The sequence below is a fragment of the Vibrio sp. M260112 genome (assembly GCF_036533775.1).
GTDB lineage: Bacteria > Pseudomonadota > Gammaproteobacteria > Enterobacterales > Vibrionaceae > Vibrio.
Map to the genome: position 1 here is coordinate 102377 of NZ_JATABH010000008.1, position 21709 is coordinate 124085.

At 41.0% G+C, this 21709-nt stretch carries 21 protein-coding genes and 1 pseudogene; 16 read left to right on the forward strand and 6 right to left on the reverse strand.

Going from position 1 to position 21709, the window contains the following annotated elements:
• Nucleotides 1-17: 17 nt before the first annotated feature.
• The 9 genes from QTN95_RS06035 to QTN95_RS06075 are packed head-to-tail and all read left to right on the forward strand — an operon-like array spanning nt 18 to nt 8895.
• A complete protein-coding gene (locus QTN95_RS06035) occupies nt 18-803 on the forward strand; it encodes a glycosyltransferase family A protein (protein WP_331416732.1) in 786 nt (261 codons plus the stop codon).
• Entirely contained in the window at nt 784-1998 is a 1215-nt protein-coding gene (locus QTN95_RS06040; protein WP_331416733.1) for a hypothetical protein, read from the forward strand. Before QTN95_RS06035 ends, QTN95_RS06040 begins: the two co-directional genes overlap by 20 nt.
• Nucleotides 1985-2704: a glycosyltransferase gene (locus QTN95_RS06045; protein ID WP_331416734.1), complete on the forward strand. Its 720-nt coding sequence runs from the start codon at nt 1985-1987 to the stop codon at nt 2702-2704. Before QTN95_RS06040 ends, QTN95_RS06045 begins: the two co-directional genes overlap by 14 nt.
• Nucleotides 2701-3828, forward strand: coding sequence for a GDP-mannose 4,6-dehydratase (gmd, locus tag QTN95_RS06050; protein ID WP_331416735.1), 1128 nt, complete (start codon nt 2701-2703; stop codon nt 3826-3828). The genes QTN95_RS06045 and gmd overlap by 4 nt, the downstream gene beginning before the upstream one ends.
• Before the next feature lie 48 nt (nt 3829-3876).
• The gene (gene fcl / locus QTN95_RS06055) at nt 3877-4836 is read left to right on the forward strand and encodes a GDP-L-fucose synthase (protein ID WP_331416736.1); all 960 of its coding nucleotides are present in this window, start codon (nt 3877-3879) and stop codon (nt 4834-4836) included.
• Between the two features lie 3 nt (nt 4837-4839).
• Nucleotides 4840-5295, forward strand: coding sequence for a GDP-mannose mannosyl hydrolase (locus QTN95_RS06060; RefSeq protein ID WP_100753548.1), 456 nt, complete (start codon nt 4840-4842; stop codon nt 5293-5295).
• Nucleotides 5296-5329: 34 nt separating this feature from the next.
• Complete coding sequence (locus QTN95_RS06065) at nt 5330-6757, forward strand: mannose-1-phosphate guanylyltransferase/mannose-6-phosphate isomerase (RefSeq protein WP_331416737.1); 1428 nt, start codon at nt 5330-5332, stop codon at nt 6755-6757.
• Between the two features lie 9 nt (nt 6758-6766).
• On the forward strand, nt 6767-8143 hold the full coding sequence (locus QTN95_RS06070; RefSeq protein WP_331416738.1) for a phosphomannomutase CpsG: 1377 nt from the start codon (nt 6767-6769) through the stop codon (nt 8141-8143).
• A 2-nt stretch (nt 8144-8145) separates the two neighbouring features.
• Complete coding sequence (locus tag QTN95_RS06075; protein ID WP_331416739.1) at nt 8146-8895, forward strand: glycosyltransferase family 2 protein; 750 nt, start codon at nt 8146-8148, stop codon at nt 8893-8895.
• Between the two features lie 121 nt (nt 8896-9016).
• Here QTN95_RS06075 and QTN95_RS06080 read toward each other — a convergent pair whose 3' ends face one another.
• The 3 genes from QTN95_RS06080 to pssA are packed head-to-tail and all read right to left on the reverse strand — an operon-like array spanning nt 9017 to nt 12677.
• On the reverse strand, nt 9017-10246 hold the full coding sequence (locus tag QTN95_RS06080; protein ID WP_331416740.1) for an exopolysaccharide biosynthesis polyprenyl glycosylphosphotransferase: 1230 nt from the start codon (nt 10244-10246) through the stop codon (nt 9017-9019).
• 38 nt (nt 10247-10284) lie between these two features.
• Nucleotides 10285-11340, reverse strand: a complete 1056-nt coding sequence (rfbB, locus tag QTN95_RS06085; protein ID WP_331416741.1) for a dTDP-glucose 4,6-dehydratase — start codon at nt 11338-11340, stop codon at nt 10285-10287.
• Nucleotides 11337-12677, reverse strand: a complete 1341-nt coding sequence (gene pssA / locus QTN95_RS06090) for a CDP-diacylglycerol--serine O-phosphatidyltransferase (protein ID WP_331416742.1) — start codon at nt 12675-12677, stop codon at nt 11337-11339. The genes rfbB and pssA overlap by 4 nt, the downstream gene beginning before the upstream one ends.
• Nucleotides 12678-12910: 233 nt before the next feature.
• Between pssA and QTN95_RS06095 the strand changes: the two genes are divergently transcribed.
• Nucleotides 12911-13255, forward strand: a complete 345-nt coding sequence (locus QTN95_RS06095) for a four helix bundle protein (RefSeq protein WP_331416743.1) — start codon at nt 12911-12913, stop codon at nt 13253-13255.
• An 18-nt stretch (nt 13256-13273) separates the two neighbouring features.
• Here QTN95_RS06095 and birA read toward each other — a convergent pair whose 3' ends face one another.
• Together birA and murB are read right to left on the reverse strand one after the other, a co-directional pair.
• Nucleotides 13274-14242 carry a bifunctional biotin--[acetyl-CoA-carboxylase] ligase/biotin operon repressor BirA gene (gene birA, locus QTN95_RS06100; RefSeq protein ID WP_331416744.1) on the reverse strand — a complete coding sequence of 323 codons (969 nt, stop codon included), beginning with the start codon at nt 14240-14242 and terminating at the stop codon, nt 13274-13276.
• Entirely contained in the window at nt 14239-15285 is a 1047-nt protein-coding gene (gene murB / locus QTN95_RS06105) for a UDP-N-acetylmuramate dehydrogenase (RefSeq protein WP_331416745.1), read from the reverse strand. The genes birA and murB overlap by 4 nt, the downstream gene beginning before the upstream one ends.
• A 59-nt stretch (nt 15286-15344) precedes the next feature.
• Between murB and QTN95_RS06110 the strand changes: the two genes are divergently transcribed.
• The 6 genes from QTN95_RS06110 to QTN95_RS06135 all read left to right on the forward strand — a co-directional run bounded on the left by QTN95_RS06110 (nt 15345) and on the right by QTN95_RS06135 (nt 20829).
• Nucleotides 15345-15767: a GNAT family N-acetyltransferase gene (locus QTN95_RS06110; protein ID WP_331416746.1), complete on the forward strand. Its 423-nt coding sequence runs from the start codon at nt 15345-15347 to the stop codon at nt 15765-15767.
• Nucleotides 15768-15844: 77 nt separating this feature from the next.
• A complete protein-coding gene (locus QTN95_RS06115) occupies nt 15845-16456 on the forward strand; it encodes a helix-turn-helix transcriptional regulator (protein WP_331416747.1) in 612 nt (203 codons plus the stop codon).
• 151 nt (nt 16457-16607) lie between these two features.
• Nucleotides 16608-16943: a DUF3135 domain-containing protein gene (locus tag QTN95_RS06120; protein WP_331416748.1), complete on the forward strand. Its 336-nt coding sequence runs from the start codon at nt 16608-16610 to the stop codon at nt 16941-16943.
• Nucleotides 16944-17439: 496 nt separating this feature from the next.
• On the forward strand, nt 17440-17730 hold the full coding sequence (locus tag QTN95_RS06125) for a co-chaperone GroES (RefSeq protein WP_004410737.1): 291 nt from the start codon (nt 17440-17442) through the stop codon (nt 17728-17730).
• Nucleotides 17731-17805: 75 nt separating this feature from the next.
• A complete protein-coding gene (groL, locus tag QTN95_RS06130; RefSeq protein WP_138972992.1) occupies nt 17806-19452 on the forward strand; it encodes a chaperonin GroEL in 1647 nt (548 codons plus the stop codon).
• A 210-nt stretch (nt 19453-19662) separates the two neighbouring features.
• Nucleotides 19663-20829: a nucleotide sugar dehydrogenase gene (locus QTN95_RS06135; RefSeq protein ID WP_331416749.1), complete on the forward strand. Its 1167-nt coding sequence runs from the start codon at nt 19663-19665 to the stop codon at nt 20827-20829.
• A gap of 127 nt (nt 20830-20956) precedes the next feature.
• Here the strand turns inward: QTN95_RS06135 and QTN95_RS06140 are convergent.
• Nucleotides 20957-21595 (reverse strand): annotated as a pseudogene (locus QTN95_RS06140) (D-2-hydroxyacid dehydrogenase); the annotation flags it as partial.
• Between the last annotated feature and the right edge of the window lie 114 nt (nt 21596-21709).

Here is a 21709-nt window from a genome sequence, read left to right on the forward strand (position 1 = left end):
GTCTCTCAATAGTTATCATGGCGAATAAGAATAAAGTAGAAGTTTTAATTGCAACAATCGATGATAGAATATTCGCTATATTGAATAAAATAAAAACTATCCGAGATGTTAATTTTCTTATTGTGCATCAATGTTTTGACGATACTATTACACTTTCAGCCTCTGAATCGATTAGTGGTTATAAAAATATTCGCTATTTTCAACAGCGAAAATATGGCGTTGCGGCTAGCAGAAACTTAGCCCTTGATAAGGCTATTGGAGACATACTTCTCTTTTGCGATGATGATATAACATTTGAGTCGGGCTTTTTATCCACTATAGAGGCCGCCTATAATACTTATCCCAATGCATCAGCAATAACCTTTTCAGTAAGAGAATTAGGTAAAAAGAGTTTAACTAAAGCTTTCAAAAAGTATCATTTTATTCATAATAAGTTATCTATTCTTAAAGTTGGTACAATAGAGATAACTGTTAAGAGAAAGGATTTATTAGCCGATTATCATAGATTTCCAGAAAACTTGGGAGCAGGAACGCAGTACCCTGTTTGTGATGAGCCAGTGTTTCTTTCTAGGTTAATGAATTCTAATCTGGAGGTTCACTATTTTCCTACGTGCTTATTGAGTCATTCTCTTGAATCGAGTGGTGCTGAAATTGATACAATGGGAAAGCTGATGTCGAGAATGATTGCGTTCAGATATATTTTTGGTCCGTTGCTTGGTCGGTTTTTATTTGTTGTTTTCTGCGTGAAAAACTTTTCAAAAATACAGAATTTTAGGTGGGTTTATGATTCGTTCAGAATCTAGGAACGGTTTAGTCTCAGGACTTGTCTTTTTTTCCTTTGTTATTTATGTTTTTTTTCCAAATGCTATTTTTGGTTTTAAATATAATACAGTTTTTCTGTTGCTTTCTGTTTTTTTTACTTTTATGTATGCTTGCTCTAACAAGTTTTTTATATTTGATAGAGCATGCAAATTATCTATTTTTTGTTTTTTTGTTTTTCTGCTTTTTGTTAAGAGTGCCTATTTTTTTAACTTGGAGGGCGGCAGATTCTCTGATTTTGTACGGTTTATATTCTACTGTTGTTGTTTCTTTCTTGGTATTTACTTTAGCGATGAACATTCAAAATATCATTCTGTCGTTAGATACATGCTATTGACTCAGGTTCTAGTGGTAATAACTCAAATTATCTCTCCAGATTTTTCTGCTCTCTTATACGATGCTACTAAGGTTGGATATATTGGTGATACCCATAGTCAGTTTCGACACACTGGTACATTGTACAACCCTAATACATTGGGTGTATTCTTTGCTTTTGTTATGTCGATATTGATTACCAAGAGAAATAGATGGTTATCGTATTTTACCCTTTTGTCTTTAGTTTTTTTATCGGGATCTAGAACTGGTTTTATAATGGCGCTCGCTGTTTCGGTTGTTTACGAGTTAATGGTTGATTTTTCTAAGAAAAAATTGGTTGGATTGGTGGTTTTGAGCTTGGTTGTTACTATGATATTTGGTGTTTTTTTATATTATAACGCTGATAGATTTTATTACTTTGCACAGATAGCACTGGTTGTTCATGATTTATTTTCCGGAGAAGGTTTCTCTGCTTTTTATCAAGTTACATCTTTGATGAAACGGTTTGATAATTGGTTGGGCTTGTTCCATGATTTTGTAGATGGTGGAGTTTGGGTTTACTTTTTTGGTGTTCCTGATCTTCACTCTAACAGGTTTGTCGATAACTCTTACCTTTATATTTTATTTAAATATGGTTTGGTTTTTGGAGGGGCGATTGTCTATATGATTTTTAAGGTGATTGCTAATTCTTTAGTCAAGCTGAGAGGAAGGGATACCATATTTGGAGCAGTGATGTTCTATCTTTTCGCTTTTCTTTCTGGTTTGTTTTCCGACGTCTTAGTTAGTTATTATTTCTGGATTATGATTCTGTCATACACATTATTCGCACAAAACATGTCAAGAGTTACCCATGCCAAAGATTAGTATCATAGTCGTAACATATAACGCAGAAAATGTGATCGAGTCGACTTTGAGATCCCTAGAGCCTTACAAAAATAGCGTTGATGTAGAACTGTTTTTTAAAGATGGTAACTCTTCTGATCGTACAGTCAGTATTATTAAAGATGTAATGGCTGCGCGAAATGTCGTTATACATATAGATGATGATATAAATGTATATGATGGAATGAATCAAGCTGTAGAACGTGTTCGAGGTGAGTTTATCATATTCATCAATGCAGGAGATGAACTAATTAAACTAGATCTAGATGGTTTAGTGGACTCTTCTACTTGCTTTTACTGGGATGAGGCTCGTGATTCGATAAAGCGAGATCGCGCTACTGTAGCTTTTCTAACCCGAAATACTCCTTGTCACCAGTCTGTTATTTATAAAAAGGACGAATTCTTAAAGTTTGACGTCATGTATGGTTTGGCCGCAGACTTTGAACAGATAGTGAGAATAGTGAAGCTTAGGAATGAAGGTCTTTCTCTAAACTCTTCCATCGTGAAGTACGCAAATCCAGGTTTGTCATCAGAATTCTTCGAACCATCGCTTATTCAGCTTTTCAGCCAATTGACGCATCGCTATAAGACTATCTCCAATAACTTTGGTATGATCGAGAGAGCGATGTGTATCATTTTTTCCATTACTACAGTTTTACGAAAATTAATGAAGGATATTCTTAAATGAACGATAGAAAAGTAGCTCTGATTACTGGTGTTACTGGTCAAGATGGCTCTTACTTGGCTGAATTCTTGTTGGAAAAAGGTTATGAAGTTCACGGTATCAAACGTAGAGCATCTTCTTTCAATACCGAAAGGATCGATCACATCTACCAAGATAGACATGAAAATGAACCAAGTTTCTTCTTGCATTATGGCGACCTTACGGACACGTCTAATTTGACTAGAATTCTTAAAGAAGTTCAGCCTGATGAAGTCTATAATCTTGGGGCTCAATCTCATGTCGCAGTTTCGTTCGAAAGTCCAGAATATACAGCAGACGTCGATGCTATCGGTACGCTACGCTTATTAGAAGCGATCAGATTCTTAGGCTTAGAAAAGAAAACTAAGTTTTATCAAGCTTCTACATCTGAATTGTACGGCGAAGTACAGGAAATTCCTCAAAGAGAGACTACACCTTTTCACCCTCGCTCGCCTTATGCTGTGGCCAAAATGTACGCGTATTGGATCACTGTCAATTATCGTGAGTCTTACGGGATGTATGCGTGTAACGGTATTTTATTTAACCATGAATCTCCACGTAGAGGGGAGACGTTCGTTACCCGAAAAATTACTCGTGGTTTGGCAAATATCTCCCAAGGTCTTGAGAGTTGTTTGTATCTAGGGAATATGGACGCATTGAGAGATTGGGGACACGCAAAAGACTATGTACGAATGCAATGGATGATGCTGCAGCAAGATAAGGCAGAGGATTTTGTCATTGCCACAGGGAAGCAAATTTCTGTTCGAGAATTTGTAAAACTTTCTGCAAAAGAGCTTGGGATCGAGCTTGAATTCACTGGGAACGGCGTTGAAGAAATTGCGACTGTTATAGCAATCGAGGGAGAAGATGCTAGCGCACTGAGTGTAGGTGATATCATTGTAAGAGTCGATCCTCGTTATTTCAGACCAGCAGAAGTAGAAACGTTACTTGGAGATCCTACAAAAGCCAAGGAGAAGCTAGGTTGGGAGCCGGAGATTACAGTAGAAGAGATGTGTTCAGAAATGGTTCGTTGGGATCTAGCTAAAGCAAAGCAACATTCTCTTTTAAAAAGCCATGGCTATGACGTAAGTGTTTCGCTTGAGCAATAAAATAAGCTTTTTGTATAAGTAGTTTTAAGAAGTAATAAAGGAATCAAAATGAAACGAGTTTACGTTGCCGGGCATAAAGGTATGGTCGGTTCGGCTATTGTGAGGAAGCTTTCACTGGATCCTAGTATCGAAGTTTTTACCCGCACTCGTGACGAACTCAATTTATTAGACCAGAAATCAGTTCAAAGATTTTTTGAAGAAAATAGTCTTGACCAGGTGTATCTAGCTGCTGCAAAAGTAGGTGGAATTGTTGCTAACAATAGTTATCCCGCCGAGTTTATTTACCAAAACTTAACTATTCAAAATAACGTTATTCATTCTGCGCACGAATCAGGAATACAAGATTTGTTATTTTTAGGCTCTTCTTGTATTTATCCCAAGCTTGCGAAACAACCAATGGAAGAGTCGGCTTTGCTTACTGGCACATTGGAGCAAACCAACGAGCCTTATGCTATTGCAAAAATAGCGGGTATCAAGATGTGTGAGTCATACAATCGACAGTACGGTCGAAATTATCGCTCAGTGATGCCAACGAACTTATATGGACCTAATGATAATTTTCATCCTGAAAACTCGCACGTAATTCCTGCGTTAATTCGACGATTCCACGAAGCCAAATTAGCTAACGAAGAAACGGTAACTGCATGGGGATCAGGAAAGCCAATGAGGGAGTTCTTGCACGTAGATGATATGGCAGAGGCTTGTGTCCATGTGATGAACCTTTCCGAAAGTCTATACAGAGAAAACACTACACAAATGCTAAGTCATATCAATGTGGGAACAGGTGTTGATTGTACTATTCGAGAATTGGTTGAAGCAGTGGCCAAGGTTGTGGGTTTTACAGGAAAAATTATATTTGATACTTCCAAGCCCGATGGTACACCACGAAAACTAATGGATGTATCACGTCTTAAGTCGCTTGGTTGGCAGAGCACAATTTCACTTGAAGATGGTTTGGCTACTACATATGATTGGTTTTTGGCTCATCAACTTGACTTCAGAAAATAAGCAATGCATCTAAGTAAAGCCACTTTTTCAACCGTTATTGAGTCAACGCCCCTAGTTTCAATTGATCTAATTACTGTTAATGAGTTAGGTCAAATATTACTTGGAAAGCGGCTGAACAAGCCAGCCCAAAACTATTGGTTTGTTCCCGGAGGACGTGTTCATAAAGGCGAAACGCTCGAATCTGCATTTGAACGTTTGACTATGACTGAATTAGGTAAACAATATTCTTTGAACCATACCCAAATTCAGGGAGCATATACTCATCTGTACGACGACCATGTTTATGGCGATGATTTTGGCACACACTACGTTGCATTAGCTTACCGCTTAGTTGTAACTCAAACCGATTTGTCCTTACCACTGCAAGAGCAGCATGGTTCTTATCATTGGTTTGAGGAAACTGATCTTTTGAAATCGCCAGATGTGCATTTTTATACTAAATGCTACTTCCAACGCTAATTCGTTTTATAACTAATCATTTTACAGGATTTATATGATTTATCCTATTGTTATGGCAGGTGGAACAGGTAGTCGATTGTGGCCTCTGTCACGAGAACTCTACCCTAAACAGTTTCTAAATCTATCTGGTGAGTCGTCCATGCTGCAAAGGACATTTGAACGGCTGTCAGGCTTTGAACACCAATCGCCAATAGTGGTTTGTAATGAAGAGCATCGTTTTATTGCAGCAGAGCAAATTCGTATTGGTGGTTTTTCTCATTCAGGGATTATTCTAGAGCCAGTTGGGCGTAATACTGCACCTGCGATTGCTCTTGCAGCACTTCAAGCTTTAAAAAACGAGGATGAGAGTGATCCTGTTCTACTTGTCCTCGCTGCTGATCATCTCATAGAAAATACTTTAGAGTTCAATCGTTCAGTTGCTAACGCATATCCATATGCAAAAGAAGGGCAACTGGTAACGTTTGGTATTGTTCCGACAGAACCAGAAACTGGTTATGGGTATATCAAATGTGGTGAGAGACTCTCAACGGGGGGAACTGGTTACGTTGTCGACAAGTTTGTAGAAAAGCCCAACCTTACAGATGCTGAGTCTTACCTAGCTTCCGGTGACTACTATTGGAATAGTGGCATGTTTATGTTTAAGGCATCTAAGTATTTATCGGAGCTAAAAAAATATAGGCCGGAGATTTTAGATGCTTGTGAGAAAGCGCTGTCAGATGCTCAATGGGATATGGAGTTTATTCGTGTTGACAAAGCGAGTTTTGAAGCTTGCCCAGATGACTCTATTGATTATGCAGTGATGGAAAAAACTAAGAACGCAGCTTTAGTGCCAATGAATGCTGGTTGGAGTGACGTTGGTTCTTGGTCTGCTTTATGGGAGGTTGAGAAAAAAGACAGTTCAAATAATGTTACTAAAGGTGATGTTATTGCCGTCAACTCTAAAGGAAATTATCTGCACTCCGAAAATAAGCTTATTGCGACTGTTGGCGTAAATAATCTAGTTGTTATTGAAACAAAAGATGCGGTGCTTGTTGCCGATAAAGATCAGGTACAAAATGTCAAATCTGTTGTTAATCAACTGAAGCAACAAGGAAGGACAGAGTATAAACTGCACCGCGAAGTATATAGACCGTGGGGGAAGTACGATTCGATTGATTTTGGACATAGAGATCAGGTTAAGCGAATCACTGTAAAGCCTGGTGAAAAGCTTTCTATACAGATGCACCATCATCGCTCGGAGCACTGGATTGTTGTGTCAGGTACAGCAAAAGTAACCAATGGTGAACAGACTATTTTAGTAACTGAGGATCAATCTACATATATCCCCCTAGGCACTGTTCACGCTCTGGAAAACCCCGGAAAGATTCCTCTGGAAATGATCGAAGTTCAAACTGGTAGCTATTTAGGGGAAGATGATATTGTACGTTTTGAAGACCGCTATGGTCGAATAGAAGATAAATGAGAATAGACCATGGAAAATCTATCGTGTTTTAAGGCCTATGATATTCGTGGGCAATTGGGCAATGAACTCAATCCACATATTGCTTATCGCATAGGTAGAGCCTTTGGTTTGTATCTATCCCCTAAAGGTGATGGCACTAAGACGGTGGTTGTTGGTGGTGATATTCGGTTAACATCAGAAGAGCTTAAATTAGCGGTAGCTGATGGCTTAATGGATTCAGGGGTGAATGTTGTCGATATTGGTATGACAGGTACAGAGGAAATCTACTTTGCAACTTCTTACTTAGGAGCAGATGGTGGTATTGAAATCACCGCTAGCCATAACCCAATTGACTACAATGGAATGAAGTTAGTCCGAGAGGAGTCCAAACCTATTAGTGGGGATACCGGACTTAAAGAAATTCAAACCTTTGCTGAACGTAACGAATTTACGGAACCTTCTATTCGAGGTCGACTCACACGAATCTCAAATTTGGCTGAATATGTTAATCATTTGATGACATATATTAAACCTGAAACAATTCGTCCTATGAAACTGGTTGTAAACTCCGGGAACGGCGCCGCAGGACATGTCATCGATGAGATTGAATCTAGGTTCAACACATTAGGTGTACCAGTTGAGTTTGTGAAAATACATCACGAAGCGGATGGAAGTTTTCCCAATGGAATACCTAACCCTCTTCTTCATGAGAATAGAGCTATTACATCTCAAGCAGTAGTTCAATGTGAAGCTGATATGGGTATTGCCTGGGATGGAGACTTTGATAGATGCTTTTTGTTTGATGAAAGTGGTGAATTTGTTGAGGGCTACTACATTGTAGGGTTATTAGCAGAAGCATTCTTAACTAAGAACCCCGAATCTAGAATAATTCATGATCCTCGCCTTTACTGGAGTACTCTCGAGACAGTGCACCAATATGATGGTACTCCTGTACTATCTAAAACCGGACATGCGTTTATTAAAGAAAGAATGAGAGCTGAAGACGCTATCTATGGTGGAGAAATGAGTGCTCATCACTACTTTAGGGAATTTTTCTATTGTGATAGTGGCATGATTCCATGGATGTTAATTATAGAATTACTGTCTAACTTAAACTGTAATTTGTCAGATCTCATCAGTGAACGGAAACGAAATTACCCCACGTTAGGTGAGTTGAACCGAAAGGTTGAAGACCCTGATAAAGTGATTAATGTGGTGTATCAAGTTTTTAAAGCTGATGCAATAAAAATAGATACAGTTGATGGCTTATCAATGGAGTTCGATAATTGGCGGTTTAATTTGAGAAAATCCAATACAGAATCCTTGTTACGGCTTAATTTGGAGTCAAGAGGTAATATAGAACTGATGAAAGCAATGACAGAGCAAATTCTAGGTTATATGGTTTAAGTATGTCTGAGCTCGTATCTGTTATTACTCCTTGTTTCAGGGCAGGAGAGTCTTTACTAGAAACTATTATAAGTGTTCAGTCCCAATCATATTCTAATTATGAACACATATTGATTGATGATGGTACACCTGGAGGCTTTCCTGATGAAATCAGAGCAATGGCATCTTCCGATCCAAGAATAAAGCTTATAGAACGTAAGTGGAATGCCGGTCCTGCAGTTTCAAGAAATCGAGGCATTAGTGAAGCTAAGGGGCGATTTATAGCTTTCTTAGATGCAGATGATTTGTGGCATCCTTTAAAATTAGAAAAGCAAATTGAATTCATGTTAGAGCGGGGGATTGCTTTGTCATACACTTCATATGAAGTAATTAGTACAGCAGGTAAGGTGTTAGGAACTAGAGTTCCTCCAGAGGAAGTAAGCTATTTTGATATTCTGAAGTCTAACAGAATTGGGTGTTTGACTGCGATATACGACACAGAATTGGTTGGGACGGTGTACATGCCTAATATCCTTAAAAGGCAGGATATGGGACTGTGGCTTTCTATTCTGAAAAAGTCAAAAGTTGCTCAAGGAATTATAGATATGCCATTGGCTAGATATCGAGTTGGAAAAAACTCTTTGTCAGCCAAAAAGGCCTCTGTTTTAAAGTATCAATGGAGAATATACCGAGAAGTGGAGAGGTTGCCATTTCTAAGCTCAGTGAAATACTTTGCTCATTATGCGTACAGAGGTGTAACAAGGAAGATTTAGGTTAGCTTAAGGCTATATCTTGTAAAAAATAATACTTTTCTACTATCTAGTCTGACAGTTGTTAAATTAATCAATCAATTGTCAGATCTCGTTTTATTGAACTTTGGTTTTATTGTGCAAATTATTTGGCACCAAATCCAGTCATCATTGTCTTGATTGTTTTGAGGACAATGTTCATATCCAACCAGAACGATAAATGTTTTATATAGTATAGGTCGTGAGCCAACTTTTCTCTTGTTGAGTCTGTGTCATCTGTATAACCTTGAACGGTTTGGGCCCACCCAGTAATTCCCGGTTTTACCATGTGTCTATAGCCATAAAATGGGATTTCTTTTTCAAATTGTTTAACAAAGCTCTCTTGCTCTGGTCGGGGGCCAATTAAAGCCATTTCACCTTTAAGTACGTTGAAAAACTGAGGAAGTTCATCCACGCGAATTTTTCTAATAACTTTACCAACTCTTGTGACTCGAGCTTGTTCCTGCGTTGCGAACTTGTCTGTGCATTTATCCGTTTTAACCGTCATACTACGGAATTTATAAATCTTAAAGGGTTTGCCTGCTTGGCCAACACGCTCCTGAACAAATAATACAGGCCCTCTGCTTTCTAGACGTATTAGCATAGCAGTGATCGCCATTAACGGTATAGACAAAGGTAAAGTTAATAATATTAAAGCTGATTCCCAGACTCTTTTTAAACTATGATATATAGGGTTTGGTAACAATGTACCAATTGCATTCTCAGATAAGTGAGAGGTTGTCACTCGACCTTCTACCATCTCTCTGATACTCTCAGAGTGAAATACAGGAATGTTATGTACACTGCAATCAGCAATAAACTTTTCTTGTTCTGGTGTCAGTTGACCATGTAAATCTACAACCAAACCTTGAGATACTAAATTTAAATCTAAAGATTCCAATAGGGTTATATCGAGTTTAGCGTGCTTTGAGTGTAAACTGTCTATATTAAAATTATTGATTGCCTTGAATTTAAGTTTATAACGCTCCCCTCTGAATGCAGTGGAAAAATACATCCAGAAACCGTTAAAGCAAAAGCCGTAGAGTAAAATCTCTCTGGAGTAATCTATTCTAAATAGCAGTATAACTGTCATTACAATACTGTATACTGAAGCAAGCACTGGTAAGATATAAAACTTTCGATCAACTAGTAAATAATTGGTAATTTTGGGAATTGTAATCGATGTAGTAATGTAAGCACAGGAAACTAGCCACATGCTATTGATAACAGTAATAGGCAGGTTATCTCGAAAACCTGTTATTACATGGATGAATAACAATGTGCCAAGTACACCAATACTATGACAGATAAATGAGTTTTGTAGAAAGTTTCTCAAGTTGTTACCTTTCACATCTAATTGGATAATTACGGTGCTTAGTTATGGAGCCGATTGCTATTACGCCACTGGGATTCCACTAGTTTATAAATCTCATCTTCGAAGATTTTACTTGGCTTCCATCCAAGTTTTCTGATTTTTTTAGTGCAGACTGCATATCGAAAGTCGTGCCCTTCACGATCTTTTGTATAAGTAATCAAGTTTTCATGAGAGTACCCCGAATTATCTAATGAATCGATAGTATTACAGATCAACTTAATGACTTCGATATTAGTTTTTTCGCAATTTCCACCTATACAATATGTTTCACCAACAATGCCGTCTTTTAATACTTGATGTAATGCAAGGACATGATCCGTAACATGTAACCAATCACGCACCTGTAGTCCTGAGCCATAAATAGAAATGGTCTCCTTCTTTACAAGCCTTTGTATAGTTTTCGGTATTAGTTTTTCTAAGTGCTGATAGGGGCCGTAATTGTTTGTACAGTTTGTGATCAGAAATGGGAAGTTATATGTGCGTCCCCAAGCTCTTACCAGATGATCAGCAGATGCTTTTGTTGCGGAATATGGACTACTAGGGTCATACATAGAATTTTCATTAAACTTACTTTTTTTGGATTTTAAGTCGCCAAAGACTTCATCAGTGGAAACGTGAAGAAAACGAAACTCATTCTGAACTGTTTTAGTCATAGTCCACCAATATGCTAGGCATGCTTGGAGCAATGTATATGTTCCAATGACATTGGTTCGGATAAACTCTTGTGGATAATAGATGGAGGTATCTACATGAGTCTCGGCAGCGAGGCTTATAACCCACATAGGCTGATATTTGCTTAAGACCTTTTCGAGAAGATCTTGATCGCAGATATCACCATGTATAAATTTATAGCGTTTATGTGAAGAATAATCCGCAAGTGCTTGTGAATCCACAGCATAGGACAGTTTATCTAAGTTGACGACAAAGTGGTCTGTCGCATCGATTAAATACCTGATGGTAGCTGAGCCAATAAACCCACTACCTCCTGTCACTAGGATACATTTAGTTTTGCCACATGTTTTCATTTGAAAAATCACGTTAAAGTAGTCAGTCACAAAATCTGCTTCAACACCCGATCTGCTTTCACTCGGGTAATCTTACGCATTAGTTTTTGCACTGCGTCTGGGTAGTCTTCAAACTTTTCCAGTTGTCTATAAGTACAGATTAACTGAGTATGCTGAAGGATGTTCTCCACCTCTTTCTCAAACTGAGGTGTTAAGTGGTGATAGTTATCCTGAATGAATATTGCATTCTCTAAGTCCAGTTTCCAAGCTCTTGGATTGAGGTTGTTACCGGTAATTAGCATGTAGCGTTTATCTACCCAAATACCTTTAAGGTGGAAGCTATTCTCATCGTGTTTCCATAGGTGGATAGATAATTTGCGGCTAGCAATATTTGCTTCGTTTGCTTTGGCAAACTGGCGTAGGTTGCGTTCATAAAGGTAAGGCAAACCACCAATGGTTTTAAACTCTTCTTCTGGTGAGATGTAAAAGTCGTTAGCCGTTTTATCACCGACAACAATTGTCACCTTCACACCGCGTCTCAGGGCCTTTCTTACTTCTTTCGCAACACTACGAGGGAAGTTGAAATAAGGCGTACAGATAAATATCTCATCTTTTGCTTGAGCAAGCAGCTGGTTAATACCCTGATTGAGCTTATTGCGTTTTTTGCCTACGCCAACAATCGGCGTCACCGCAACTTGATCTTGGGAAACTGGTTGAGAGTCAAACTGATAAGACGATTTTGCAAGTGCTGCGCGAAGCTGGCGAATCTGAGTTTTTATCTCTTTAGTCTCAGGCTTGCTCGGGCAAGCAAGGTCGTTAACAGCAGGGTGTGCAACGATTTCATGTTGGACAAAGTTCACCATACTATCTGCCAGAGCTTTATTCTCTAGAACATGGTAACGATCAAAACGATAGCGATCTTTATAGTTTAGGTAAATATTGTTTAAGCTGGCGCCGCTGTAGATAACCGTATCATCGATGATAAAGCCTTTTAGATGCAGCACGCCAAAGACTTCTCGGCCTCTAACTGGAATGCCATAAACGGGAATTTTGTATTGGTGTTTTTCAGCAAAGCTTTTGTACATCGCTGCATTGGTTTCACCAGGTTCTGCACCGATTAGACCACGTTGCGCTCGATGCCAGTCAACGCATACGCTGATATCTAAACCAGGGTTGCGCTGCTTAGCTTGATAAAGCTCTGATAGTATTTCTCTTCCCGCTTCATCATCCTCTAAGTAAAGAGCAACAAGGCAAATTCGTTTACTTGCCTGACGAATCGCTTCAATCAAGCGAGTTCGAAAATCTTTGGCAGAATACAAGGTTTCAAACCGTGCTGGATCTTGCGCCAAAGTAGGAAGTTGTTCGAATAAATTCCTATTAGTCATCATGTTGGATGTATTGCCTTTACTAAAAGTGGACAGGGATAGTAGCAAACAAAGCTGAAAGTTTCGAGTATCAAGCTAAAAGAGCGGCGAGTTTCGAGTTGCTAGTCTAGAGCTTGGTGACTCTAGGTTTGTACCTCTAAAGCCCAGCTTTGTCACACAATGTAATACCATTTTCATTTTTTCGTATAAGAAAAGACTATAACAATAAATAAATACTCTATTCGTCGATATTCGTCATGAAACATGAACAGTTAACTGTATGGCAAAGAAGCTTTTCTTTAAGCTGTTTAGTCTACAAATCCTTTAAACAACATAAGGATTATGGGTTTAAAGACCAGATTTGTCGCTCCGGTCTTTCTGTACCCAGTAACATCGCTGAAGGAATGGAAAGGCACACTGACAAAGAAAAGGCGCACTTTCTTTCTATTGCGAAAGGCTCATTAGCAGAGCTAAGAACTCAGCTTCTTATTGCGATTGAAATCCAATACATTCCCAAATGTGTTGGAGAAAACATGGCCGAAGAGTGCTTACATTTAAGTCGCATGCTTGGGGCGTTTATAGTCAAACTTCGAAGAAAGTAACTCGCCACTCGCCACTCGCTACTCGCTACTCGAAGCTCTCAGGCTGACTTCCCCACCTATATAGCTTTCAATCCCTTGTTCAGTTTCTAACAAAACGGCGCCTTGTTCATTGATGCCGCGAGCAATACCAGTAATCTCTCTCGGGCCCATGATCAACTTAATCGGTCGGCCGATGAAGTTATCGAGGCGATTCCACCTTTCTACAAACCCTGCCATGCCCTTAAGCTCGTAGTCATTTAGGGCGGTATGAAGCGTCTTAATCATAGTGATAGCAAGTTGGTTTCTGTCGATTTCTTTGCTATTGCCTACTTCGCTTAAGCTTGCCCATGGCTGAGTGATACCTTCAGTGGATTCAGACATCATCAGGTTCATACCCATACCAATCACCAAGTTTGCAGCAGCGCCTGCTTGACCAGACATCTCTACCAGAATGCCAGCGAGCTTGCGGTCTTGATAATAGAGGTCGTTTGGCCATTTCAGCTTCACGCCATTGAGCCCCATCTCTTCCAAAGCTTCAACGATAGCGACACCAACCACTAGGCTTAGCCCCATCGCCGCAGCCATGCCAGCATCTAATCGCCAATACATCGAGAGGTACAGATTTGAACCAAATGGAGAAATCCATTCACGCCCACGGCGACCGCGACCTTTAGCCTGATATTCCGCTAAACACACAGATCCTGATTCAAGGCTGTCAGTGCGGTCGAGAAGATATTGGTTGGTCGAATCAATGATTGGAATCAGTTCTACAGGGGTAGAAAGAGCCTGATTAAGAGTTTCCTGATCGAGTAACTGCATTGGCTTAGCAAGCTGATAACCTTTGCCTTGCACCCGAAAAATATCAACCCCCCAATCTTGAATACCTTTAATGTGCTTACTAACCGCAGCGCGAGAAACGCCAAGTTGTTCACCTAGCTCTTCGCCGGAGTGAAAGCCACCTTGAGAGAGTGTTTTTAGAATCGATAACTTGACCGAATGCTCTTTCATTGTTGGCTCTCCAAAATCTCTTGCAGATTGGTTTCTTGTTGCGAGCCCATAAATCTTACTTCGTGTTCGAGCTCAATTTGATAGCGATTAAATACTTCAGAGCGAACTTTAGCTGCCAACTGAATAACATCAGTGGCTGTTGCATTGTCTTTATTGACTAACACTAGAGCCTGCATAGGGTGTACTTGTGCACCGCCTATCCTGATGCCTTTAAGCTTACATTGATCAATCAACCATCCGGCTGCGATTTTCATCCCGCCGTCAGCAGGGTAGGCAACGATATCTGGGAACTGCTGTTTGAGGAGTTCAAAATGTGATTGAGGGATCACCGGGTTCTTGAAAAAGCTCCCCGCGTTACCTGTCACGTTTGGATCTGGAAGTTTCTCCATACGAATCTGGCACACACGCTCAAAGATATCTTGAGCGGTTGGAGTATTTGGTTCGAGGGATTTTAGCGGGCCATACTCAATTTGAGGTTGCCATTGTTTGGCTAACTTTAGCCCTAGCGCAACAATGACTGCTTTACCATGCAATTGATGCTTGAATATTGAATCTCGATAACCAAAATTGCACTCTTCATTAGTGAGACGCTGAATACTAAAGCTATCGAGGCAAAGGATATCGACATATTCACACACATCTTTCAGTTCAACACCATAGGCTCCGATATTTTGGATTGGAGCACTGCCAGCACAACCAGGAATAAGAGCAAGATTCTCCAATCCTGCATAGCCATGATTGACGGACCATTCAACAAGTGATGGCCAATCTTCTCCACCAGCAATATGCAGATGCCAATGCGTTACAGACTCAGTCACTTGCTTGCCGACGATTCTATTGAGTATCACTACACCATGATAAGGCTCGGTAAAAAGCATATTGCTGCCTTTACCTAGCATTAACTTGGGTAGCTGTTTCCATTGCGGGTTTTGATAAACCTGCTTTATCTCTTCAGTAGAGTTCACCTCAACAAGGAAGTCACACCGCTGTGAGATAGAGAAAGTATGGTAAGGGTGGAGGTCGGCGTTAGCTGTAATTTGCATTGGTTTCGTTGAGTAATCTAAACTGCGAGCATTCTACCTCAAATTGAAGCTTGGTGATAATGAGCCCTCTGCATATAGAAGTATTAGATCCGATTAAACTGCCGCTCGTAGCTCGCTTATATAAATCTTATTACCCATCAGGGAAAGCTAAAAAAGATGAATTGATACTCGCGGGGTATATCGATCAGCAAATTGTTGCGGTGGTTCGCTTTCGTCAGATAGAAGAGTGTCGATTGTTGACAGGTATGTTAGTGATTCCAGATTTCAGAGCAAAGGGGTTAGGGCATCACTTAATGAACTATTGTGAGCAGCAGGTGTTGGTCAATCAGGATTATTGCTTCGCTTATCAACATCTTGAATCGTTTTATGGTCAGCATGGTTTTAAGGCGGTGGACTTATCAGCACTGCCAAACACGCTGAGAAACTTATTCGAACGATACAGTCGAAGCAAAAAACTTATCCCAATGCAGTATGTGCCGTAACCTCCGAGTTAGTCCTGTAAAGCATTTGCTTTATTAATTGGTTGCTCCATAATATTTTTGTGGTTGAGGGAGCAAGCATGAAAAGTGTTGATTTAATTCTACAGACAATTAAAAAAGATGGAGCAGTCACGGCTAAGCAGCTTGCTGAGCAACTAAACATGACCACCATGGGAGCTCGTCAACACCTGCAAAGTCTACAAAAAGACGGCTTTTTGTCTTTTGAGGATCTGAAAGTAAAAGTCGGGCGCCCAACCCGTCATTGGTCCTTAACCCCACAAGGGCATGCTCAATTTGCTGACCGCCACAGTGAGTTGACTATCCAAGTCATAGAAGCGGTAGAAACACTGTTTGGTGCCGAAGGGGTACAGAAAGTCGCCAATGAAAGGGAAGCAAAGACATTAGCCAATTATCAAGCTGAGTTAAGCCATTGCCCTGACGTGCTCTCTAAACTGACTAAGTTGGTGGAGCTGAGAAAGCAAGAAGGCTACATGGCTGAGCTTGAGCAAACTCCACAAGGTTATGTGCTAATAGAAAATCATTGTCCTATCTGTAAAGCGGCGACACGTTGCCCAAGTTTATGCCAGTCAGAACTGAATGTTTTTCAGAGTTTGCTAGGTAAAGATGTCTCTATTGAACGCTCCGAACATATTATTCAAGGTCAACGTCGCTGCGTATATTCCATTGTGTAGCGAGTATCTTTTCTTCAGAAGCTTTGTGTTTAGATGCATATTGAGCTGTCTTGATTTTGAGATTGATGGTTTTCGTAGTACGCGATTCCCCTGCATTGACCTATCTTTAGGATAGGTCGTTAACCACAGTCTTTGCGTGTAAGGAGCTATTATGAGTTCACCACTAATCAATCAAACCTTGCCCTCTTTTGATGAATTGATGGCACTCGCACAAAATAATCCTGAAGCATTTACTCAGTTCAAGCACGACATGTGTGAGGAAATGATTTTGTCTGCCTCGAAAGAGATGCAGGGTCGTTTGTGGGCGCAACAAAGCCATATCGATCGTATTGTCGGTAGCTGTAAAAATCCCAATCATGCCAATGTCGTGCTGATGCGCGAACTTGTCTCGCAAATGGTCAAGTTTCAAGATGTGCTCGATGGCGATGTGACAGACCTAGACAATCAACCTACTGCGCAGGTGATTCTTTTGGATGATTGGCGGTGATTAGTGTCCAGCTCTATAGCAATGTCATAACGTATTATGACTGTCTCACTGATTCAGAAATAAGTATTGAGCTGCGAGTTTCGAGCTTCTAGCTTCTAGCTTCTAGCTTCTAGCTTCTAGCTTCGAGCTTTGAGCTTCGAGTTTTGAGCTTCGAGTTTCGAGCTTCGAGTTTTGAGCTTCGAGCTTCGAGCTGCGAGTTTCGAGTTTCGAGTTTCTAGCTTTGAGCTTTGAGCTTCGAGTTTCGAAGAGTTACTGTCGCATTAAATCAGTTGACATGAGCTGTCGCCTCCATAAAATTTCTCGCCACTCGCCACTCGCCACTCGCCACTCGCCACTCGCCACTCGCCACTCGCCACTCGCCACTCGTTTTGTGTTCAAACTCTCAAAAATAATCTTATTCCCCCTTGGGTTTAGCCAATCTATCCCTCATATAGATACCGCTAGGCTGTGAAAGCCACTTATCAAATCAACCATGGAAATTCAGGAGAGACGACCGATGAACATTCGTCCATTACACGACCGAGTTATCGTAGAACGCCAAGAAGTTGAATCTAAGTCAGCGGGTGGTATCGTTCTGACTGGTTCTGCTGCAGAGAAATCTACTCGCGGCGTTGTACTAGCTGTGGGTAAAGGCCGCATCCTAGAAAACGGTACAGTACTACCGTTGGACGTTAAAGTTGGCGACACTGTTATCTTCGCTGAAGGTTACGGTACTAAAACTGAAAAAATCGACGGTAAAGAAGTGCTAGTGATGTCAGAAAACGACATCATGGCAATCGTTGAGTAATAGCAATCATTGAGTAATTTTTTGCTCAAGTTCAATTTGAAATCATTAAACAGAATTTAGACAAGGAAACTAAAGATGGCTGCTAAAGACGTTAAATTTGGTAATGACGCACGTATTAAGATGCTAGAGGGTGTGAACATTCTAGCTGATGCAGTAAAAGTCACTCTTGGCCCTAAAGGCCGTAACGTTGTACTAGACAAATCTTTCGGTGCACCAACAATCACTAAAGATGGTGTATCTGTTGCGCGTGAAATCGAGCTTGAAGACAAGTTCCAAAACATGGGCGCACAGATGGTTAAAGAAGTTGCGTCTCAAGCAAACGACGCAGCGGGTGACGGTACAACGACAGCAACTGTTCTTGCGCAAGCAATCGTAAACGAAGGCCTAAAAGCAGTTGCAGCGGGTATGAACCCAATGGATCTTAAGCGTGGTATCGACAAAGCTGTCGTTGCAGCGGTTGAAGAGCTAAAAGCACTGTCTGTTGAGTGTAAAGACACAAAAGCGATCGCTCAGGTTGGTACTATCTCGGCAAACTCTGATGCAACTGTGGGTAACATCATTGCTGAAGCGATGGAAAAAGTCGGCCGCGACGGTGTGATTACTGTTGAAGAAGGTCAGGCTCTACAAGATGAGCTAGATGTTGTTGAAGGTATGCAGTTTGACCGCGGTTACCTGTCTCCTTACTTCATCAACAACCAAGAAGCGGGCAGCGTAGATCTAGAAAGCCCATTCATCCTACTAGTCGATAAGAAAGTATCGAACATTCGTGAACTTCTTCCAACGCTAGAAGCGGTAGCGAAAGCATCTCGTCCACTACTTATCATTGCTGAAGATGTTGAAGGTGAAGCTCTAGCGACGCTAGTAGTGAACAACATGCGTGGCATCGTAAAAGTAGCGGCTGTTAAAGCACCAGGTTTTGGCGACCGTCGTAAAGCAATGCTACAAGACATCGCTATCCTAACAGGCGGTACAGTGATCTCTGAAGAGATCGGTCTAGAGCTAGAGAAAGTCACTCTTGAAGACCTAGGTCAAGCTAAGCGTGTCACCATCACTAAAGAAAACTCTACTATCATCGATGGTGCTGGCGAAGAAGCAATGATTCAAGGTCGTGTTGCTCAAATTCGTCAACAGATCGAAGAAGCAACTTCAGATTACGACAAAGAGAAACTACAAGAGCGCGTAGCTAAGCTAGCTGGCGGTGTTGCAGTGATCAAAGTTGGTGCCGCGACTGAAGTTGAAATGAAAGAGAAGAAAGACCGCGTTGAAGATGCGCTTCATGCAACTCGCGCAGCGGTTGAAGAGGGTGTTGTCGCTGGTGGTGGTGTGGCTCTTATTCGCGCAGCATCTAAAGTTGCTAACCTAGAAGGTGACAACGAAGAACAAAACGTTGGTATCCGCGTTGCTCTACGTGCAATGGAAGCGCCAATCCGTCAAATCACTAAGAACGCAGGTGATGAAGAATCTGTTGTTGCGAACAACGTTCGTGCAGGTGAAGGTAACTACGGTTACAACGCTGCAACTGGCGAATACGGTGACATGATTGAGATGGGTATCCTAGATCCAACTAAAGTGACTCGTAGCGCACTACAGTTCGCAGCATCAGTTGCAGGTCTAATGATCACAACTGAAGCTATGGTGACTGACCTACCACAGAAAGATGCTTCATCTATGCCTGATATGGGCGGCATGGGTGGTATGGGTGGCATGGGCGGTATGATGTAATCGTCTTAGCTATTTAGCATCTAAAAACGGAGACTATGGTCTCCGTTTTTGTTTGAGTTAAGTTGTATGGTATTTTATGCGCTTTGGCGCAGCGTGTCTGTGTACGCTGTGCTTATTAGTTAATAGATCTAGTCTCATTCTTTCGGAACAATAACAGCTCAATACAGAGAGCCCCATATTCTCCGAGATTGGACTTAAATGGAGTAAGTTGTGAAGATTGCCGTAGCTGGTACAGGGTATGTAGGCCTCTCCAATGCAATGTTACTTGCGCAAAACCATCAAGTGGTTGCGCTAGATGTTATTGAAAAAAAGGTGGAACTCCTAAACCAAAAAATCTCGCCCATAGCGGACGTCGAGATTGAAGACTTTTTAGCCAATAAACCGATCAACTTTGTTGCGACGACTGATAAGAGAGTTGCTTACGAAGGCGCTCGTTTTGTCGTGATTGCGACCCCCACAGACTATGACCCTGTGACAAACTACTTTAATACTTCTTCTGTTGAGTCAGTTATTAAAGATGTTATGTCAATCAACCCTGAAGCGATCATGGTGATCAAGTCTACAGTTCCTGTTGGTTATACTGAACGTATTAAGCAGGATTTGGGCTGCGAGAATGTCATATTCTCTCCGGAGTTCCTCCGTGAAGGCAAGGCTCTATATGATAACTTACACCCATCACGTATTATTGTTGGTGAACAGAGTGAGCGAGCGCAGGAGTTTGCCAATCTTTTAGTTGAAGGTGCTGTAAAAGAGAATATCGATGTGCTTCTGACTAACTCTACCGAGGCCGAAGCCGTGAAGTTGTTCTCGAATACATATCTAGCAATGAGGGTTGCTTATTTCAATGAGCTTGACTCTTATGCAGAAGCGCATGGCCTAGATACTAGGCAAATCATTCAGGGAGTAGGCTTAGATCCTCGTATTGGCGACCATTACAATAATCCTTCGTTTGGCTATGGCGGTTACTGTTTACCTAAAGACACTAAGCAGTTATTAGCTAACTACCAGGATGTGCCTAACAATATTGTCGGCGCAATCGTTGATGCGAATCGCACCCGAAAAGATTTTATTGCTGACTCGATTTTAAAACGTGAGCCTCAGATCGTTGGTATATACCGTCTTATCATGAAATCTGGCTCAGATAACTTCCGAGCATCTTCCATTCAAGGCATCATGAAGCGCCTTAAGGCGAAAGGGATTACGGTTGTCGTGTATGAACCTGTGCTTGAAGAAGATGAATTCTTCCATTCACAAGTGATACGTGATCTAGAGGCGTTTAAAGCTAAATCGGATGTTATCGTGTCTAATCGTATGGCAGAAGAGCTAGCAGATGTTGCTGACAAGGTCTATACCCGAGATCTGTTTGGTTCTGATTAACTTATGAAAAAGCTCCGTTAGGAGCTTTTTTATTGCCTGTTATGTTGCTTTAGGTGGCTGTTTACATAGTCACGGATAACATAACCCCATGGCATAATCGCTCTTCTAATATGTGTTTTGACTCGAACTAGTAACCTTTATCGATATCGACAAGGTTATTTAGACTAAAGCCATCACGCCAGCTTTGATAATTCTCTACGAAGATATCGACCACTTGTTCCGGAAAGCTTAACGCTGCGATATGTGGCGTGACCGTAATATTTTCATGCGTCCAGAAAAGGTGACTCTCAGGCAGTGGTTCTTGCGCAAACACGTCGAGAAACGCGTGGTGGATATGTCCATTGTCCAAGGCACTTAACAGCCCATTTTCTTCTACTGCAGTGCCTCGGCCAACATTAAATAGCAGAGCACCTTGGCAGTGCGATAAGCTCTCTTGGTTGAGGATATGTCGAGTTTCAGGCGTATTCGGTAGTGTATTAACGACAATATCGGCTTCTTGCAGGGCAGTGGTCAGTTCTTGAATATGGTAGGTTGCTGTAAAAGGGGAGTGTTTTGTCGGTATACCGCTGCGATTCACTCCGATAGGGACAATAGCAAAACTTTTGGCAACCTCTGCAAGATGGGAACCAATGGAACCAGTGCCGAGAACAACCATTTTTTTGCCACTTAGAGATTGGTATGGCATTGGTTGCCAGTTAGAGCCCTGTTGCTCGGTATGATAGTGATAAAAATGGTTCATCGCGGATAAGCGGGAACTCAAAACAAAAACGGTAGAAAGTGATAGAGTTTTATCGCCAAACAAAACCTACACAAACTACCGTTTTCATGCCGAATAATACTTTCCTATTGTCATTCTGGGAAGGCTTTCAGATCGTAAAGT

Bases quoted from the DNA above. Each gene is read 5' to 3' on its own strand.
- QTN95_RS06115 (WP_331416747.1), top strand. From the start codon at position 15,845: ATGAAAAGTGTTGATTTAATTCTACAGACAATTAAAAAAGATGGAGCA.
- gmd (WP_331416735.1), top strand. From the start codon at position 2,701: ATGAACGATAGAAAAGTAGCTCTGATTACTGGTGTTACTGGTCAAGAT.
- QTN95_RS06095 (WP_331416743.1), top strand. From the start codon at position 12,911: ATGAAACATGAACAGTTAACTGTATGGCAAAGAAGCTTTTCTTTAAGC.
- murB (WP_331416745.1), bottom strand. From the start codon at position 15,285: ATGCAAATTACAGCTAACGCCGACCTCCACCCTTACCATACTTTCTCT.
- birA (WP_331416744.1), bottom strand. From the start codon at position 14,242: ATGAAAGAGCATTCGGTCAAGTTATCGATTCTAAAAACACTCTCTCAA.
- QTN95_RS06065 (WP_331416737.1), top strand. From the start codon at position 5,330: ATGATTTATCCTATTGTTATGGCAGGTGGAACAGGTAGTCGATTGTGG.
- QTN95_RS06060 (WP_100753548.1), top strand. From the start codon at position 4,840: ATGCATCTAAGTAAAGCCACTTTTTCAACCGTTATTGAGTCAACGCCC.
- QTN95_RS06035 (WP_331416732.1), top strand. From the start codon at position 18: ATGGCGAATAAGAATAAAGTAGAAGTTTTAATTGCAACAATCGATGAT.
- QTN95_RS06110 (WP_331416746.1), top strand. From the start codon at position 15,345: ATGAGCCCTCTGCATATAGAAGTATTAGATCCGATTAAACTGCCGCTC.
- QTN95_RS06125 (WP_004410737.1), top strand. From the start codon at position 17,440: ATGAACATTCGTCCATTACACGACCGAGTTATCGTAGAACGCCAAGAA.
- fcl (WP_331416736.1), top strand. From the start codon at position 3,877: ATGAAACGAGTTTACGTTGCCGGGCATAAAGGTATGGTCGGTTCGGCT.
- pssA (WP_331416742.1), bottom strand. From the start codon at position 12,677: ATGATGACTAATAGGAATTTATTCGAACAACTTCCTACTTTGGCGCAA.
- QTN95_RS06120 (WP_331416748.1), top strand. From the start codon at position 16,608: ATGAGTTCACCACTAATCAATCAAACCTTGCCCTCTTTTGATGAATTG.
- QTN95_RS06075 (WP_331416739.1), top strand. From the start codon at position 8,146: ATGTCTGAGCTCGTATCTGTTATTACTCCTTGTTTCAGGGCAGGAGAG.
- QTN95_RS06045 (WP_331416734.1), top strand. From the start codon at position 1,985: ATGCCAAAGATTAGTATCATAGTCGTAACATATAACGCAGAAAATGTG.
- groL (WP_138972992.1), top strand. From the start codon at position 17,806: ATGGCTGCTAAAGACGTTAAATTTGGTAATGACGCACGTATTAAGATG.
- QTN95_RS06040 (WP_331416733.1), top strand. From the start codon at position 784: ATGATTCGTTCAGAATCTAGGAACGGTTTAGTCTCAGGACTTGTCTTT.
- QTN95_RS06070 (WP_331416738.1), top strand. From the start codon at position 6,767: ATGGAAAATCTATCGTGTTTTAAGGCCTATGATATTCGTGGGCAATTG.